Origin of the sequence: Agrobacterium vitis, assembly GCF_037039395.1 — a bacterium.
GTDB lineage: Bacteria > Pseudomonadota > Alphaproteobacteria > Rhizobiales > Rhizobiaceae > Allorhizobium > Allorhizobium vitis_E.
This window is the reverse complement of the sequence record NZ_CP146242.1, coordinates 1,584,563-1,600,882: the sequence shown is the minus strand read 5'-3', so window position 1 is coordinate 1,600,882 and position 16,320 is coordinate 1,584,563. Positions and strand designations below refer to the sequence as shown.

Genomic DNA, 16,320 nt, shown 5'->3' with positions numbered 1-16,320 from the left:
CTGGAGTGTTTCCACATCCAGGCCCTTTTTCGATTGTCTGTGCCGATTGTCTGTTGGCCTATTTCAACGCCGCGACCGGAACATCCTTGCCGCTTTCAATCGTGACCCAACGACCGGTATCGAAGCTCGCCTGCCGTTTCAGATAGGTGTAGGAGGTGTCGCTCCAGAGTTTTACATCGTCAACCAGATTGTCGAGAATATAGTCGCCTGTGGATGTGCGCAGCGTCAATACCGCATGGCCTTCGCCATCAGGCTTACGCACGACGGTAATCAGCAGATCCGATTCCGAAAATCCGGCCTGGAGCAGACGCTTGCGCTTCAACAGAACAAAGTCTTCGCAATCGCCTGCGTCAACGGGATATTCCCACCATTCTTCACGACCATAGACGTCCATATCGGTCATCGGCGTGATGGATTTGTTTACGTCCATGTTGACGGCGTGAACGATATCCCAACCGTGTTCGGTAACCTGGCGCGCGGGGCCAGGCTTGCTGCGCACCTGGCATTCGGCCTTGTAGCGCAAGCAAAATTCGTAATGACCGATGGGCTGCGAAGTGATGCCGCCGGTGACCATCGAGGCTGGAACAGCCGATGTCATATCCGCAGCCGCATTGCCCGCGAAAAACAGCGGAAGTGCCAGAAAAGCTGCCAGAGCTGAGAGCCTGAAGGTCATGAGACGCCCCTTGAATTCTTAACAAAGAGTTAAGATTACCCAGGGCAGAGAGTCAATCGTTCCAAGGTCGAGGGGCGGCTCAATCGGCCAATATGGTTAAAATCCGTTAATCAGTGTGAAGTTTTTGTCGCATTTTCGCCGAATGGCACACAAAGTTGGGCTTTGGCTTTGGCTTGGGTTTAGCCTTATGGCCTTGGTTCGATCATGGCGCGAATGGCACTGCGCATCCGGTCGATGTCCTGCGGACGCGACAGGCGGTGATCGCCGTCACGCACCAAGGTCAATACAACATCGTCGGCGGGCAGGTGTTCGACCAGTTTCAGCGCATGCTGGTAGGGCACATCAGGATCGGCCATGCCTTGCAGGATATGGATGGGGCAGCCAGTGTCGATCATGCCGGTCATCACCCGGTTAGCGCGCCCGTCTTCCATCAGCGCACGCGTATAGATATTCGGCTCCGGGCTATAGTCGGAGACTTCCTCGAAATAACCTTTCTCGGTCAGATCTGCCCGCTCCCGGTCGCCGAGCATTGGCTCAATCAAGTCCGAAGTGAAGTCGGGAGCCGGTGCGATCAACACCATTCCTGCCACCTGGGTCGGATTGTTGTGGCGGGCTTTCAGTTCCTGGATCAGTCGCAATGCAATCCAGCCACCCATGGAGGAGCCGACCAGAACGACGTTTGCCGGTTTGAAATGATCAACAACGGCAAGCGCTTCTTCCAGCCAGCGGGAAATGGTGCCGTCGCGAAAGGCTCCGCCAGAGGCACCGTGCCCGGAATAATCGAAGCGGATCGCTCCAACCCCAAGCGACCGGGCCAGGGCGTCCATTTCCAGCGCCTTGGTGCCTGTCATGTCGGATCGGTAGCCGCCAAGCCAGATGCAGGTGGCGCGATTCTCTCCTGTGGGTGCCCGGACCAGCGCGGCTATGCTGCGCGCATCGCTTCCCTGTCCCACGGTGATAGCATGGGTTTCGATTGTTCGTCCGGCATCGGTCATCATTGTCTCCAGGTGTGGTCCAACTGCGATTGAAGAGAGCAGTTGGTATTCCGGTTTCGAATATCTCAATGCTTTGAGCATTTGAGATATTCGAAATCTCTTGAAGGCCGGGATGCGTGAGCATCTTCAGGCCGTCGTATAAGGTATAAAACAGATTCTTCTCTTCACGACAGCAGGTGATTTTTTTAAAAAACTATGCTATCACCCTTTGAACAGCGGTCCGATAGAGAGCTCAGCCTTGCAAGGCGGGACAATCGGGCCTATCTGACGTTCCGAAATCACCGATATGACTATCCGAAATTATTGAGGAGAATACGACCATTCGCAGACCGTTCAAAGCCGATGCCCCCGTTAAGGACGGGCCGCGCTCCAACCGGGAGATCCGGGTTCCAAAGGTCCAGTTGATTGACTCAGAAGGCCAGAATCTCGGCGCCGTGCCGACGGACCAGGCGCTCCGCATGGCGGAAGAAGCCGGTCTCGATCTGGTCGAAATTTCGCCGAATGCTGAACCGCCCGTTTGCAAGATCCTGGACCTTGGCAAGCTGAAATACGCCAACCAGAAGAAGGCGGCAGAAGCGCGCAAGAAACAGAAAATCGTTGAAGTCAAAGAAATCAAGATGCGCCCGAACATCGACACCCATGACTATGAGGTGAAGATGAAGTCGATGTCGCGATTCTTTGAAGACGGCGACAAGGTCAAAGTCACCCTGAAGTTCCGCGGCCGCGAAATGGCCCACCAGGAACTGGGCATGAAATTGCTCATGCAGGTGAAGGAAGACACAGTCGAAGTTGCCAAAGTTGAGGCTGAACCCAAGCTCGAAGGTCGTCAGATGATGATGGTGCTGGCACCTAAATAAGCCAGCGACCTATCAGTCGGACCCGAGAGTATCTGCAAGTTTGAAGCGACATGCGTTTTATCGAGCGCAGGTCGCTTTTTTTTAATAAAGCCCTTGTTTCGCTTCGAATATGCAACCTGACAAAATCCTGACAATGGCGTCAGCGCGATGTCAGCGGTGTTTTGGCATTGTCATTCTCAACAGACGGGATTTACCCCACGTCCCCACAACGTTCCCAGTCTGTTATGTCATCCTATGCCCCTGGATGACAACCAAGGCTATTAGCCTATTGGAAACTCCGCCGTCTCTAAATGGAACGGCGGAGTTCCTTATTGGGGAATGTGCATACCTATGCACTTTTGTGGTCTATCCAGTTAATTAGTATGATTTATATTTTCCAATGAGTGTTCAATTGGACATCAAATTTGATTTGAATTGAAATTGATCGAATTTAGTATCTGAGGCATCTCAAAAAAGCCAAAAAATACTAGTGAAACCCTTTGTGTCATTTGTTATTTAGCTTTACAGCTATTGGCGACCTCTATATTCAAATGGCGCTATGCGAATCAGCCTGAGAATGCCGTCGGATAGGCTTGGGCATCACTCGTCGCGTTGACTGGATAATTTATCTGAGGTCCAATGGGATTTTATGACTGAATACAGGCAATCGAGCGCCGATTAAAGTTTGTCAGCCAGTGTCGCCCTGTGCCTATACCGGAATGGCCATGAGAAGCAGCTCAACGGAAGATGGAAAAATGGAGGACGCCAGAGCTATCCGGCGCCAACGTTCTTACCTGACGTGTTTTGCGACAGAAGGGCCAGAGCGCTACCGCGTCTATGGTCGCGGCGTGGCGACAATTCTGTTTCTTGTATCCCTGTTCTTTACCAGTTTCGCTATGGCTGACAATCGCAGTGGGCCGCCAGGCGGAGGCCCGCCAGGTGGTCCTCCAGGAGGCCCCCCAGGTGGAGGAAGAGGCGGCGATCCGCCGAGTGGCGGACCTCCTGGATTTTCAGGCGCTCCTGGGCCTTTTGGCAGCAGGCCCGGAGGGGGAGGTCCAGGCGGAACTCCAAACGGCTCGTTTACAGATGACGATCCGAGCATCGTCCGGCCCCAGGTACTGGACGGCGTCAAAAGTGGCCGCTATCGTTCGTTGCGAGAGGTGCTTAGCAATCTCAAGCTGCCTGAAGGCTCGCGGTTGATCGACGTGGATTTACGCTATCTTTCCAACGGTGATTTTTACTTGCTGACCGTAAAGGACATTTCCGGGCGGTTTCGCACCTTGAAAGTGGACGCGCGAACCGGAAAACTGGCACGATAAAGTTGACAGCGACTGTCTACACGGCATCGTACCGAAAAGTAGAAACCGGGTTTTGGACAATACGATGCAAACAAAATCCTATAGCGCCATGCATGATATCGTCTTGCGCGGATTGTAACTTCTTTCTCGGCGATCTTTTGGAGAGCATTGAATCTTGCGTATTTTACTGGCTGAAGACGATGCCAATATCGGTCGCCATGTGGCGGAGACGTTGCGAGGCGAGGGCTACGAGGTAACCTTGGTCAACAAGGGACCGGATGTCTGGGAAGCTGGAGAGGATACCTCCCTTGGCGCCATTATTCTCGATCTCGGCCTGCCTGGGCTGGATGGCCTTTCCATTTTGAGACGCTGGCGCAAGGATAGGATCCAGACACCTGTTCTGGTCCTGACGGCGCGGGGGTCCTGGATGGAAAGGGTTGATGGTTTCGATGCCGGAGCGGATGACTATCTTCCGAAACCGTTCCGGACAGAGGAATTGCTGGCCCGGCTTCGCGCATTGCTGCGGCGCGCTGGGAAAACCAGCCATACTCTGTTTTCAGCCGGGCGTTTCCAGGTGGATGAAGCCGGTCGGACAGTCACTTTCAATGGTGCCCTGCTGGACGTCAGTCCGCTGGAGTTTCGATTGATCCAGATTCTCGTCCAAAACAAGGGCCGGGTCTTTTCAGCCTATGAGATCGCCACCCAGATCCAGGGTCGCGATGACGATGCTTCGAAAAATGCAGTTGAAGCCATGGTGGCGCGGATCCGCAAGAAAACGGATGCCAGTGCTATCGAAACACGGCGCGGCTTCGGTTATGTCGTGCCGGACGAAAATTCATGCTGAGATCACTGCGCCTTAGGCTCGCGATCGGCTCCTTCCTGGCAATCGGGTTGGCGCTGATGGTCCTTTGGTTCTCGGTCGGTTTTTTGTTCATCAACTATGTCGGTCAGCAATTCAAAACCGAGATGACTGTCATTATCAATACCATTGCCTCCCGCCTGAAGGTGGAAAATGGCAAGATTGATATCGTCTCGCCGCCAGCGGATCCGCGCTTTTCCACCGTCAGCGGCGGGCGTTACTGGCAGGTATGGACGCCTGATGGCCGCAGCCTGCGCTCGCGGTCGCTCTGGGATGTGGAACTGCCCAGAACTGGACTGCACCAGGAAGGGCCATTCGATTTCAGTCGTGCGCAGGGGCCCGATGGCGAGGATATTTTACTGCTACGCAGCGAAATCAAAATCTCGGATGAGGGCATAGACTATCCTGTTATCATCTATGCCGGCTTTCCTTTGGCCAACCTGATGGAACCGCTTGATCAGCATCGGGAGCGCTCGCGGTCCGTCATGCTGATCACTGCCCTGGTTCTGCTGGGCGCGGCGCTGCTCCAGGCCCGGGTCGTGTTGCAGCCATTGACGCGTGTGCGAAACCAGGTGTCGATGGTTCGGGCCGGTCAGTTGCGGGTCATGGATGACGGCGTGCCGCCTGAAGTGATGCCGCTTGTCGAAGAGATCAATCTCCTGCTCACCGAACGGCAATACACGATCGAGAAGGCACGCAGCAGGGCCAGCGACCTGGCGCATGGGTTGAAAACACCGCTGACGGTGCTGGCGCAAATGGTGCAGCATCTGCCTTCCGCCGAGCGTGAAGCGGCTTTCGAGCAAATCAACCTGGTGCGTCAGCGAGCCGACCGGCAATTGCAGGCCGCTCGCCTTGGCGTCGAGCAGATGCAGGTGACCGACATGGAAGGCCTGATGGGCAAGCTGGTCAAAGTTCTTGACCCGATTGCCCGGGCGCGGGACCTTGCCTGGGATGTCGATGTAGAACCAGGTCTGGCGATTGAGGCCGACGCCGCCGATCTTGCCGAAGCAATCGGCAATATTCTCGACAATGCAACGAAATGGGCCTCCTCGGTCATTCACGTCCGCGCTTTTGCGGATCGGGACATGGCGATGATCGTCATTGGTGACGATGGGCCGGGTGTGCGTCCGCAAGACCGGCAGCAGGTGCTGCGCCGGGGCGAATTTCTGGATGCAGACCAAGGCGGTTCCGGTCTGGGCCTCGCGATCTGCGCCGATATCATGACCGCTTATGGCGGCAATCTCAGCCTGGATCAGGCCGATATTGGCGGCTTGCTCGTCACACTGCAATTTCCCCGCAATGGCGGACGTCAGATTCCGGCTCACCCGATCTGACGGCAGGTCATTTGGCCTGGATAACGCGCTTAAGCCGTCGATTTTCTGGTGTTGGCAGGCCGCAAAAGCGATTTTTGCCTCGCGCACTTGAATCCCGTTGCACTTTACCGGGCCTGCGGTTATAAGCGCCCGTCCGAACGGTCCGGCAGGGCATGCCGTGGCCGTTCTTTATGCTTGAAAACAGGCCTCGTCTGCCTGTTTCGATACAAGAACAATGGAGTAGCAAAATGCCCAAGATGAAGACGAAGTCCTCCGCCAAGAAGCGGTTCAAGATCACTGCCTCCGGCAAGGTCCTGGCTGCTGCCGCTGGCAAGCGTCACGGCATGATCAAGCGGTCCAACAAGTTCATCCGCAATGCACGCGGAACGATGGTACTTGCCGAAGCAGACGGCAAGAAAGTCATCAAGAACTACCTGCCAAACGGTCTCTGAGACCCTTTCGCTTTTTGGATCATTTAAGGAGATCATGACATGTCACGCGTAAAACGCGGCGTTGCCGCTCATGCCAAGCACAAAAAGGTTCTGAAGGCCGCCAAGGGCTTTTACGGCCGCCGCAAGAACACCATCCGCGCTGCCAAGGCTGCGGTGGATCGTTCCAAGCAGTTCGCCTACCGCGACCGCAAGGTCAACAAGCGCAATTTCCGCGCCCTGTGGATTCAGCGTATCAACGCAGCTGTGCGCGAATCCGGCCTGACCTATGGCCGCTTCATCGACGGCCTGAACAAGGCTGGCATTGAAGTTGACCGTAAGGTTCTGTCCGACATGGCCATCCATGAGCCGGCAGCTTTCGGCGCGCTGGTTGAAGCCTCCAAGAAGGCTCTGTCCTACCTCAAGGATGCTGGCACGAAGAATGAGTTTGAGACCGCGGTTAAGTAACCAGCGCGTCCCAAACTGAAATTTGGTTATTGGGAAACCCGCGCTGGGCAAACTGGCGCGGGTTTTTTCATGGTTTAACGCATTTCCGGACGCAAACCCGTTATACACTTTTGCTGGAAATGCTCTGGTGCTGGCGGCCGAACATAGGCAGGAAAGACGACAATGTCCGATCTCGAGAGTTTGAAAACATCCCTTCTGGCCGATATCGCCGCTGCCAGCGACGAGGCTGGCATTGAAGCCGTGCGTCTTGCCGCCATGGGCAAGAAAGGCTCGGTTTCCGAGCTTTTGAAAACACTGGGCTCCATGACGCCGGAAGAGCGCCAGACCCGTGGTGCGGCAATCAACGCGCTGAAAAACGAGATCACCGAACAACTGACCACTAAAAAGACCGAGCTGAAGGACGCCGCCATCAATGCGCGCCTGAAGGCTGAAACGCTGGATGTGTCGCTGCCCGTGCGTTCCTCGCCTGCGGAGCGTGGGCGTATTCACCCGATCAGCCAGATCGTTGATGAAATCACCGCGATCTTTGCCGATATGGGCTTTTCCATTGCCGAAGGCCCGGATATCGAGACCGACTATTACAATTTCACGGCGCTGAACTTCCCTGAAGGCCACCCGGCCCGCGAAATGCACGATACATTCTTCCTCCAGCCCGACGCCAATGGCGAGCGCAAGGTGCTGCGCACCCATACCTCGCCGGTGCAGGTGCGCACCATGGAAGCGCAAAAGCCGCCGATCCGCATCGTTATTCCGGGCAAGACCTACCGACAGGATTCCGACGCCACCCATTCGCCGATGTTCCATCAGGTCGAAGGTCTGGTGATCGACAAGACCGCCAATGTTGGCCATCTGCGCTGGGTTCTGGAAGAATTCTGCAAGGCCTTCTTTGAAGTCGATAGCGTCACCATGCGCTTTCGGCCGTCCTTCTTCCCGTTCACGGAACCATCATTCGAAGTGGACATTCAGTGCGACCGTTCCAGCGGCCCCATCGTCAAATTCGGCGAAGGCAAGGACTGGATGGAAATCCTCGGCTGCGGCATGGTCCACCCCAACGTGCTGCGTGCAGGCGGCCTCGACCCCGATGAATACCAGGGTTTTGCCTGGGGCATGGGCCTCGACCGCATCGCCATGCTGAAATACGGCATGCCGGACCTGCGCGACTTCTTCAATGCCGACGTTCGCTGGATGAGCCACTACGGTTTTCGTCCATTGGACATGCCGACATTGTTTGGTGGCTTGAGCGTATGATCGAGCTACCGGAGCCACACCGCGATGCTGTGACCTTCGCGTTTGGTGATTCGCCTGAGCTGGCGGATCAGCTTCTGGGGTTGGTGCTCGCAGGCAAGAAAACTGCAACATGCGGTGCATTGCGGGATTTTGGCCCAAAAGGTGAGCCCATTCCCGTCGTCGGGCGTCGTGACGTCGTTCTGGATGGTGCAGGGCGCGCTGCCGCAGTGATTGAGACTGTAGAGGTCACAATCCGGCGTTTCGATGAGGTTGATGCCGCATTCGCCCATGACGAAGGCGAGGATGACCAGACATTGGAAGCCTGGCGGGTTGGGCACGAGGTCTATTTCGCCCGCAATGGCGGGTTCACGCCGGATATGGAACTGGTTTGCGAGCGGTTTCGTCTCGTGGACATATTAAAGCGAGATCAGGGCTAAGGCCCAGTGCGGAAGAAGAGATTGCTAAGATGAAATTCACACTCTCCTGGTTGAAAGACCATCTGGACACCGATGCCACGCTGGATCAGGTCTGCGAGCGCCTTACCGCCATTGGCCTTGAAGTTGAGGATGTTGATGACAAGGCGGCCTATAAGCCGTTTGTGATTGCCAAGATTTTGAGCGAGGAAAAGCATCCGTCTGCCGATCGTCTGAAAGTTCTCTCGGTCGATGCTGGCGACGGTAAACCTGTGCAGGTCGTTTGCGGCGCGCCAAATGCGCGGGCGGGCTTGATTGGCGCGTTTGGCCGTCCGGGCATGTATGTGCCGGGGCTGGATGTGACGCTGGCTATTGGCAATATTCGTGGCGTGGAAAGCCACGGCATGATGTGTTCTGAAAAAGAACTCAACATGTCTGACAATCACGATGGCATTATCGATCTGCCGGACGATGCGCCTGTCGGTACCTCTTTTGCGGCCTATGCGGGCATTGATGATCCGGTCATCGAGATCAATCTCACGCCCAATCGGCCCGATTGCACCAGCATTTACGGCATTGCCCGTGATTTGGCGGCCTCCGGCCTTGGCACGTTGAAGCAGCCAAAAGCTCCAAGCTTTGCAGTGGAAGGCGAGACCTCGGTTGAGGTCAAGCTGGAGCTGGATGATGCCAAGCTTTGCCCCGGCTTTGCCTATCGCCTGGTGCGCGGCGTCAAAAATGGTCCAAGCCCGGTCTGGATGCAAAAGCGGCTGATTGCCATTGGCCTGCGGCCCATCTCGGCGCTGGTGGATGTGACCAATTACATGACCTTTGATCAAGGTCGCCCCATGCATGTGTTTGATGCCGATAAGGTGAAGGGTGCGCTGACCGTGCGCCGTGCCAAGGATGGCGAGGAAATTCTGGCCCTCGACACCCGCACCTATAAGCTGACACCCAACACCGTGGTGATTGCCGATGACAATGGCGTTGAATCCATTGGCGGCATCATGGGCGGCGAGCATTCCGGCTGCGATGAAAACACCAGTAATGTGTTGATTGAATCGGCCCTGTGGGACCCGATCAACATTGCCAAATCGGGCCGTTCGCTCGGCATCATCACCGATGCCCGCTATCGGTTTGAGCGCGGCGTTGACCCGGACTATATGGTGCCCGGCCTTGAGCGCACCACCGAACTGGTGCTGGAAATGTGCGGCGGTGTGGCTGCCACCACCAAGGTGGTTGGCTATCAGGGCCACACTAAGAAGGTCGTTGATTTCCCGTTTTCCGAAGTCAAGCGCCTCACCGGCCTGAATGTCTCCACCGACGAATCCCGCTCCATCCTCACCGGCCTCGGCTTTGAGGTGTCGGGCGAGGGCGAAGCCGTTAAGGTGGCCGTTCCATCATGGCGGCCAGATGTGGACGGCAAGGCCGATCTGGTGGAAGAGGTCATGCGTATGCATGGCGTGGATAAGATCACGCCTGAGCCTCTGCCATCCATGGGTGCGGTCAACAGCAAGATCCTCACCACCTTGCAGATCCGCACCCGCACAGCCAAGCGGGCGCTGGCCAGCCGAGGCATGATGGAAGCGGTGACGTGGTCGTTCATCTCAGCGGAACAGGCCGCCCTGTTTGGCGGCGGTAGCGCGGCGCTGAAACTGGTCAACCCGATTGCCGCTGATATGTCGGACATGCGCCCATCGTTGCTGCCGGGTCTGCTCACCGCTGCCCAGCGCAACGCTGACCGTGGTTTTGGCGATGTGGCGATTTTCGAAGTCTCCGGCACTTATGAAGGCGATACGCCCGAAGGCCAGCGCCGCGTGGCAGGCGGCGTGCGCCGTGGTACGGCATCGCTTAGCGGTGCTGGCCGCATGTGGTCCAACGCAGCCAAGGGAGGCGGCAAGCCGGTGGATGTCTATGATGCCAAGGCCGATGCGCTGACCGTGCTGGAAGCCTGCGGCCTGCCGATGGGCAATGTGCAGATCGAGCAGGGTGGGCCGGAATGGTATCATCCGGGCCGCTCCGGCACCATCAAGATGGGGCCAAAGGTAGTTCTCGGCTATTTTGGCGAGTTCCACCCCAAGACGCTGGCAGCACTGGATGTGTCTGGTGCGCTCTGCGGCTTTGAAATCTATCTCGATGCCATGCCGGAGCCGAAGAAGAAGGCCACCCGCACCAAGCCAGCGCTGGATCTCTCACCCTTGCAGATGGTGAAGCGCGATTTCGCCTTTGTGGTTGAAAAACAGGTGGAAGCGGGCGCAATCATCAAGGCCGCCACCAGTGCCGACCGCAAGCTGATATCAGGCGTCAACGTGTTTGACGTGTTCGAAGGGGCAAGCGTTGGCGAGGGCAAGAAGTCCGTTGCCATTGAAGTTCTGATCCAGCCATCGGACAAGACCCTGACCGATGAGGATTTTGACGCGCTGACCAAGAAGATCGTCGGCAATGTTGAAAAGACCACAGGCGGTGTTTTACGCGCCTGACACCTGTCTTCAGGGCCGGGTGGCGGGAACTTTGTCCCGCTGTTTTTATCGTGATTGTAAAAACCCCTCGAATATTTCGAGGGGTTTTGCGTTTCTCAGGTTTTCAACACAGTCAGACGCTTAAATCATCGGAATGGTGAGCGGCAGACCCGCAGGCGGCCATCCCCGGCGATGTAGCGGTTGGTTTGTGGATCATAGGACCGATAGCGGTCCATGCACCAGCGGATATGGCGGTTGGATACCCGCGGCGGTGTCGCTGGACGATAATAGCCGGGTGGCGGAGGTGCGGGGCGGTAATAGGGCGGCGGAGGCGGTGGTGGGACTGGCCGGTAATAGCCTGGCGGCGGCGGTGGCGGCCTGCCGTAATCGGGTCGGTCATAGCAACCATAGACATCACAGACATAGCGGATATCGATGACTTGGGATGGGTTGCCGCTCGGCGGGGCCACGGCAAATGGCATGGTCGCCGATGCGACAGCAGGCAGGCTGCCGACAAGGGCGAACGCAACCCCAGCCAAGGCATTGCGGAACACTGGCATTCTACGCCTCCTCACAATAATCGGAAATGCCGAATTACATAAATCTCATCGCCTAAGCTTCAAGGCCCAAGCTTCGGGGGTGGGGACAATTTCAAGGCAAGGCAATTTTTCTGGTGACATGATTCCATCTGCCTTCCGCTTGCACCTCTCAAAAACTCAGTCTTTCGGACGAGATCGCTTTGTATATTAGGTAAATCTTTTATTGGCGTCAGTTTTTTCTGTGTCGCGGATTGTTCCTATTAAAACCACTAGATTCAGGTGCTTGGGCGAATGTTGAATGATGCTGCAAAATGAACGGGATAGAGGCTCCCGGAAAAAAATCGGTCCTGACATGAAAACTTCAAAAACCGTGTTGACAGGCGCGGGCTGGCCTACTAAATCCCTCCTCGTCGCCCAGATGGCGGAATTGGTAGACGCGCCAGCTTCAGGTGCTGGTACTCGAAAGGGTGTGGAGGTTCGAGTCCTCTTCTGGGCACCAATTCCCAAGCCAAATCTTTGATTTGGTTTATGAATACAAAAAAGCCCGGTTCGCCGGGCTTTTTTGTTTTTATACGTTTTTCGTGTTCTAGAGTTTGTCAGGGAAAAGTGGAATCCGGTTTTCCCTGACAGACTCTAGGTCTTATTCCCCGACATCTCTCGGATTGATCCCCGGCAGCCAGGCCCCGGTGCGCGGTTGCTCGCTGCCCATATAGGTAATGCCTTCGTCCGTGGTGCAGCGATAGACGGTTCGCGGCATGCCGGAGCCGAGAAAATGAAAATCGCGGGTGCCGCGCCCTTGCATCAGCACGGTCTCGGTTTTGCAGCGGTAACTTGGCTGGAGGTTCTGCCGGTCGATTTCGGCCTGCGTCTTTACGCCGGGCAGGTCCTTGTAAGCTTTCAAGGGCTGCGACCAGTTATCCATGGTGGGTTTCTTGTTCTGGTCGGCAAAGGCTGGCGCCGCAATGGTCAATCCTGCTGCCACCAGCGCTGCCGTCCATCTTGCTGCTTGGTTCTGCATGTCGATCTCCATGTGCTGACACGGCGCCAAAGGTCCAGATGCGCAGTCCTTTTCTCAGGCCCTTTTTCTCAGGTTTGCAGGGGTAGGGAAATCGGTATGTGTTTTTCCCTGGCAAACAATCGAAGATCTGTTTCTGAGCTGCTCAAAGCCGTGCGTGTTCTCTTTGATATAGGAAGGCTGTCGCATGGACAAAAGGGCATAAGGCAGGCCTTGCCGATCACGGTTTCGCCAACTGGTATCGGATCGTGAAATCCATCAAACGTCTACCCTGCCAAAATACCTAGAACCGGTCGGAGACGCGAATACCGGCTGGACCAAGAATAACAGCGACCAGCACCGGCAGGAAAAACAGGATCATCGGCACGGTCAGCTTTGGGGGCAGGGCGGCGGCTTTCTTCTCAGCGGCGTTCATCCGCTCGTCGCGGCCCTCCTGCGCCAGAACGCGCAGGGCCTGGCCGATCGGCGTTCCATAGCGTTCCGCCTGGATCAGTGCTTGGCAGACGGATTTGACGATTTCCAGCTGGGTGCGGTTTCCAAGATTTTCATAGGCCGTGCGGCGGTCCTGAAGGAAGGACAGTTCCGCCGTGGTCAGCACCATTTCCTCGGCCAGAGCCGGAGATTGAGACGCCATTTCATCGGCGACGCGCCGCATCGCCGCTTCCATCGACATGCCGGATTCGACGCAGATCAGCATCAGATCCAGCGCATCGGGCCAGGCCCGGCGAATCGAATGCTGCCGTTTGGTAATCCGGTTGGAAATATAGATATTGGGCAGGTAAAAGCCGACATAACCCGCCACAACCGCCGCCAGGAAACGCACGGCAAACGGCCGGGACTGCATGTTGTGCAATCCGAAGATCCAGGTGGTTGCCAGCGCCAGGAACAGGAAGGGCAGCAGGAACCGGGCCGTCAGAAACATGTTCAGGGCATTTTGGGAGCGCAAGCCAGCGGTTTTCAGCCGGTCCATGGTCTTGTCGTCCACCAGCGCCTTACGCAGGTTGAAACGCTCGACGATCTTGCGGGCCGAACTGTTATCGGTATTGCGCAGGCTGCCGCGTCCGCCCTCGCTGTTCATCCTGGCCCGCTCACGGGCGCGGATCAGTTCGCGCTCGGAGGAAACGGCCTTCATCCGCTTGTTGAGGTCGCTCCGTTCCAGCAACGGTGAAATCAGGGTGTAAAGGGTGGCAAAAACCGCAATGGCCACCAATACGGCGATCAGCAGGGTCGGGTTGGTCAGTGTGGCGGCAAGATCGGCAGACATCGCATGTCCTCAAATGTCGAAATTGATCATGTTGCGCATCACAAGAATGCCGATGGACATCCACACCGCCGACACTCCCAGAATCATATGGCCGCGCGGGTCGGTAAACAGCACCATGATATAGGCGGGGGAGGAAATGTAGACGAGAAAGGCGACGATGAAGGGCAGCGCGCCGATGATCACCGCCGATGCCTTGGCCTCCATGGAGAGGGCGCTGACCTTGGCTTTCATCTTGCGCCGCTCGCGCAGCACTTTTGACAGATTGGCCAGTGCCTCGGAGAGATTGCCGCCCGCCTGGGACTGGATGGCGATGACGATGGCAAAGAAGCTGACCTCTTGCAGAGGCATGGAATTGAACATGCGCGCGCAGGCTTCCGGCACGGTTATACCCAGTTGCTGGGCATCGACCACACGGCGAAACTCGGTTTTGACCGGTTCCTGCGCATCGACGGCGATCATCCTCAGGGAATCATTGAGCGGCAGACCGGATTTGATCGACCGCACCATCACGTCCAAGGCATTGGGAAATTCGGTCAGGAATTTTTCCTGACGCCGGCGGATCAGGAAATTGACGATCCAGCGCGGCAGGCCGGCACCAGCCGTAAAGGCGATACCCAGGGACACAAACAGGGACATGCCGAGGACAAAGCACAGGCAGAAAAACACCAGGCCAAGCGTGGTGCTGGCAATGCTGAACTGGGTCAGGCTGACATCGAGACCGGTCTGGCCGAGCCGCTGTTTCAGCGATTGGTTGGAGATTTTCTTGTTTTTCTCATTCTGCTTGCGTTCGATTTCCTTCAGCGTGTCCTGCACGGACTTGCGCCGCTTGGAAAGCTCCTGAACCCGGTCGCGCGCCACCTGTTTCTTGGCGGTATCGGCTTCCGCATTTTTCACCCGGGCGAGGCGGGTGGCGGTTTTCTTGTCGGCCTGCACCCGTGAAAACAACAATACATAGGCCAGCGATCCCGCCGCGAGGGCTGCAAGAAACACGATGGCGAGCACATTGATGTTCATGGGCTTAAACTACACCGGTTTTCTGTTCCATGGCGTCGAGCGCCGCCGCCAGGCGCCGCTCCTCGTTGTAATAGCGGGCGCGTTCCCAGAAATGCGGCTTGCCAATGCCGGTGGACACATGACGGCCAATGATCTTGCCGGTCAGGTCCTCGCCTTCCATTTCAAAGCGCATCAGGTCCTGGGTGATGATGACATCGCCTTCCATGCCAACCACCTCGGTAATCTGGGTGATGCGGCGTGTCCCGTCACGCAGACGGGCGGCCTGGATGATGATGTCGACCGAGCCGGAAATAATCTCGCGCACGGTCTTTGCTGGTAGGGAATAGCCGCCCATGGCAATCATCGATTCCATGCGGCTCAGGCATTCGCGTGGGGTATTGGCGTGGATGGTGCCCATCGAGCCGTCATGGCCGGTATTCATCGCCTGCAACAGGTCGAAGACTTCCGATCCGCGCACCTCACCGACGATGATCCGTTCTGGTCGCATGCGCAGGCAGTTCTTGACGAGATCGCGCATGGTGATTTCGCCTTCACCCTCGATATTCGGCGGGCGGGTTTCCAGCCGGACGACGTGCGGCTGCTGCAATTGCAATTCTGCCGTATCTTCGCAGGTGATCACCCGTTCGTCGGCGTCGATATAGCGGGTCAGGCAATTGAGCAGGGTGGTTTTACCTGAGCCGGTGCCGCCGGAAATCACCACATTACAGCGCACCCGCCCGATGATTTGCAGGACTTGCGCGCCTTCCGGGGTGATTGCGCCAAACTTGACCAACTGGTCGAGGTTGAGCTTGTCCTTCTTGAATTTACGGATCGTCAGCGCCGGACCGTCGATGGACAGCGGCGGAGCGATCACGTTGACGCGCGAACCGTCCGGCAGGCGGGCGTCGCAGATCGGGCTGCTCTCGTCAACGCGACGGCCAACCTGGCTGACGATGCGCTGGCAGATGGAGAGAAGCTGGGAATTGTCGCGAAACCGGATGTCCGATTCGATGGTCTTGCCGCCGACTTCGATAAACGTCTGGCCGGCGCCATTGACCATGATGTCGGAAATATCGTCGCGGGCCAGCAAGGGTTCCAATGGGCCATAGCCCAGCACGTCATTGCAGATATCGTCGAGCAGCTCTTCCTGCTCGGAGATCGACATGGCGAAATTCTTGATGGAAATGATATCGTTGACGATATCGCGGATTTCCTCGCGCGCACTTTCCGCGTCCAGCTTGGCAAGCTGCGACAGGTCGATCGTGTCGATCAGCGCCGAAAAAACCTGGCTCTTGGTATCGTAATAATCCTCGGTCCGGTTCTGGCGACGACGCTGCGCTGGATCGGCGGGAGCGGCTGGCCTGGGTGGCTCGGCGCGGCCCGGTTCGATCCGCCCGGAGGCCGACACAGACGCTGGCATGCCGGGCGATGACAGTGCCGAGACCGGCGGCGCCATGCCGGAACCGGACTTTACAGACCCTTCATTTCCACGTTTACCGAACATTGTCTCGTTCCAGTCGAGCGCCTATGCAAAAGACGCTCT

General features: G+C 56.8%; 15 protein-coding genes and 1 tRNA gene. 9 read left to right on the top strand and 7 right to left on the bottom strand.

What is annotated here, in order from left to right:
- Window positions 1-58 precede the first annotated feature (58 nt).
- Window positions 59-673: a transglutaminase-like cysteine peptidase gene (locus tag V6582_RS10175; RefSeq protein ID WP_156631185.1), complete on the bottom strand. Its 615-nt coding sequence runs from the start codon at window positions 671-673 to the stop codon at window positions 59-61.
- A gap of 185 nt (window positions 674-858) precedes the next feature.
- Window positions 859-1,668: an alpha/beta hydrolase gene (locus V6582_RS10170; RefSeq protein WP_156631184.1), complete on the bottom strand. Its 810-nt coding sequence runs from the start codon at window positions 1,666-1,668 to the stop codon at window positions 859-861.
- Between the two features lie 320 nt (window positions 1,669-1,988).
- On the opposite strand from V6582_RS10170, the gene infC reads away from it, so the two are divergent.
- The 8 genes from infC (at window position 1,989) to pheT (ending at window position 10,987) form a co-directional block, all read left to right on the top strand.
- On the top strand, window positions 1,989-2,525 hold the full coding sequence (gene infC, locus V6582_RS10165) for a translation initiation factor IF-3 (protein WP_337739202.1): 537 nt from the start codon (window positions 1,989-1,991) through the stop codon (window positions 2,523-2,525).
- Between the two features lie 1,452 nt (window positions 2,526-3,977).
- Window positions 3,978-4,646 carry a response regulator transcription factor gene (locus V6582_RS10160; RefSeq protein WP_156631182.1) on the top strand — a complete coding sequence of 223 codons (669 nt, stop codon included), beginning with the start codon at window positions 3,978-3,980 and terminating at the stop codon, window positions 4,644-4,646.
- Window positions 4,640-5,995 (top strand): sensor histidine kinase, encoded by a 1,356-nt coding sequence (locus tag V6582_RS10155; RefSeq protein ID WP_156631181.1) that lies wholly within the window; start codon window positions 4,640-4,642, stop codon window positions 5,993-5,995. The genes V6582_RS10160 and V6582_RS10155 overlap by 7 nt, the downstream gene beginning before the upstream one ends.
- 227 nt (window positions 5,996-6,222) lie before the next feature.
- Window positions 6,223-6,426: a 50S ribosomal protein L35 gene (gene rpmI / locus V6582_RS10150; protein ID WP_012654654.1), complete on the top strand. Its 204-nt coding sequence runs from the start codon at window positions 6,223-6,225 to the stop codon at window positions 6,424-6,426.
- Window positions 6,427-6,465: 39 nt separating this feature from the next.
- Window positions 6,466-6,870 carry a 50S ribosomal protein L20 gene (gene rplT / locus V6582_RS10145; RefSeq protein WP_070147507.1) on the top strand — a complete coding sequence of 135 codons (405 nt, stop codon included), beginning with the start codon at window positions 6,466-6,468 and terminating at the stop codon, window positions 6,868-6,870.
- Between the two features lie 162 nt (window positions 6,871-7,032).
- Window positions 7,033-8,118, top strand: coding sequence for a phenylalanine--tRNA ligase subunit alpha (gene pheS, locus V6582_RS10140; RefSeq protein ID WP_156631180.1), 1,086 nt, complete (start codon window positions 7,033-7,035; stop codon window positions 8,116-8,118).
- Window positions 8,115-8,534 (top strand): ASCH domain-containing protein, encoded by a 420-nt coding sequence (locus V6582_RS10135; protein WP_156631179.1) that lies wholly within the window; start codon window positions 8,115-8,117, stop codon window positions 8,532-8,534. Before pheS ends, V6582_RS10135 begins: the two co-directional genes overlap by 4 nt.
- 29 nt (window positions 8,535-8,563) lie before the next feature.
- Complete coding sequence (gene pheT, locus V6582_RS10130; protein ID WP_156631178.1) at window positions 8,564-10,987, top strand: phenylalanine--tRNA ligase subunit beta; 2,424 nt, start codon at window positions 8,564-8,566, stop codon at window positions 10,985-10,987.
- 125 nt (window positions 10,988-11,112) lie between these two features.
- On the opposite strand, the gene V6582_RS10125 is transcribed toward pheT, so the two are convergent.
- Complete coding sequence (locus tag V6582_RS10125; RefSeq protein WP_156631177.1) at window positions 11,113-11,526, bottom strand: BA14K family protein; 414 nt, start codon at window positions 11,524-11,526, stop codon at window positions 11,113-11,115.
- 391 nt (window positions 11,527-11,917) lie between these two features.
- Here V6582_RS10125 and V6582_RS10120 point away from each other — a divergent pair.
- Window positions 11,918-12,004 (top strand) — tRNA-Leu (locus V6582_RS10120).
- A 141-nt stretch (window positions 12,005-12,145) separates the two neighbouring features.
- Here V6582_RS10120 and V6582_RS10115 read toward each other — a convergent pair.
- The 4 genes from V6582_RS10115 to V6582_RS10100 all read right to left on the bottom strand — a co-directional run bounded on the left by V6582_RS10115 (window position 12,146) and on the right by V6582_RS10100 (window position 16,281).
- Window positions 12,146-12,523, bottom strand: a complete 378-nt coding sequence (locus tag V6582_RS10115; protein WP_156631176.1) for a hypothetical protein — start codon at window positions 12,521-12,523, stop codon at window positions 12,146-12,148.
- Window positions 12,524-12,803: 280 nt separating this feature from the next.
- The gene (locus V6582_RS10110) at window positions 12,804-13,784 is read right to left on the bottom strand and encodes a type II secretion system F family protein (protein WP_156591411.1); all 981 of its coding nucleotides are present in this window, start codon (window positions 13,782-13,784) and stop codon (window positions 12,804-12,806) included.
- Between the two features lie 9 nt (window positions 13,785-13,793).
- Window positions 13,794-14,798, bottom strand: a complete 1,005-nt coding sequence (locus V6582_RS10105) for a type II secretion system F family protein (protein WP_156631175.1) — start codon at window positions 14,796-14,798, stop codon at window positions 13,794-13,796.
- Between the two features lie 4 nt (window positions 14,799-14,802).
- Entirely contained in the window at window positions 14,803-16,281 is a 1,479-nt protein-coding gene (locus tag V6582_RS10100; RefSeq protein ID WP_070163979.1) for a CpaF family protein, read from the bottom strand.
- Window positions 16,282-16,320: the final 39 nt, after the last annotated feature.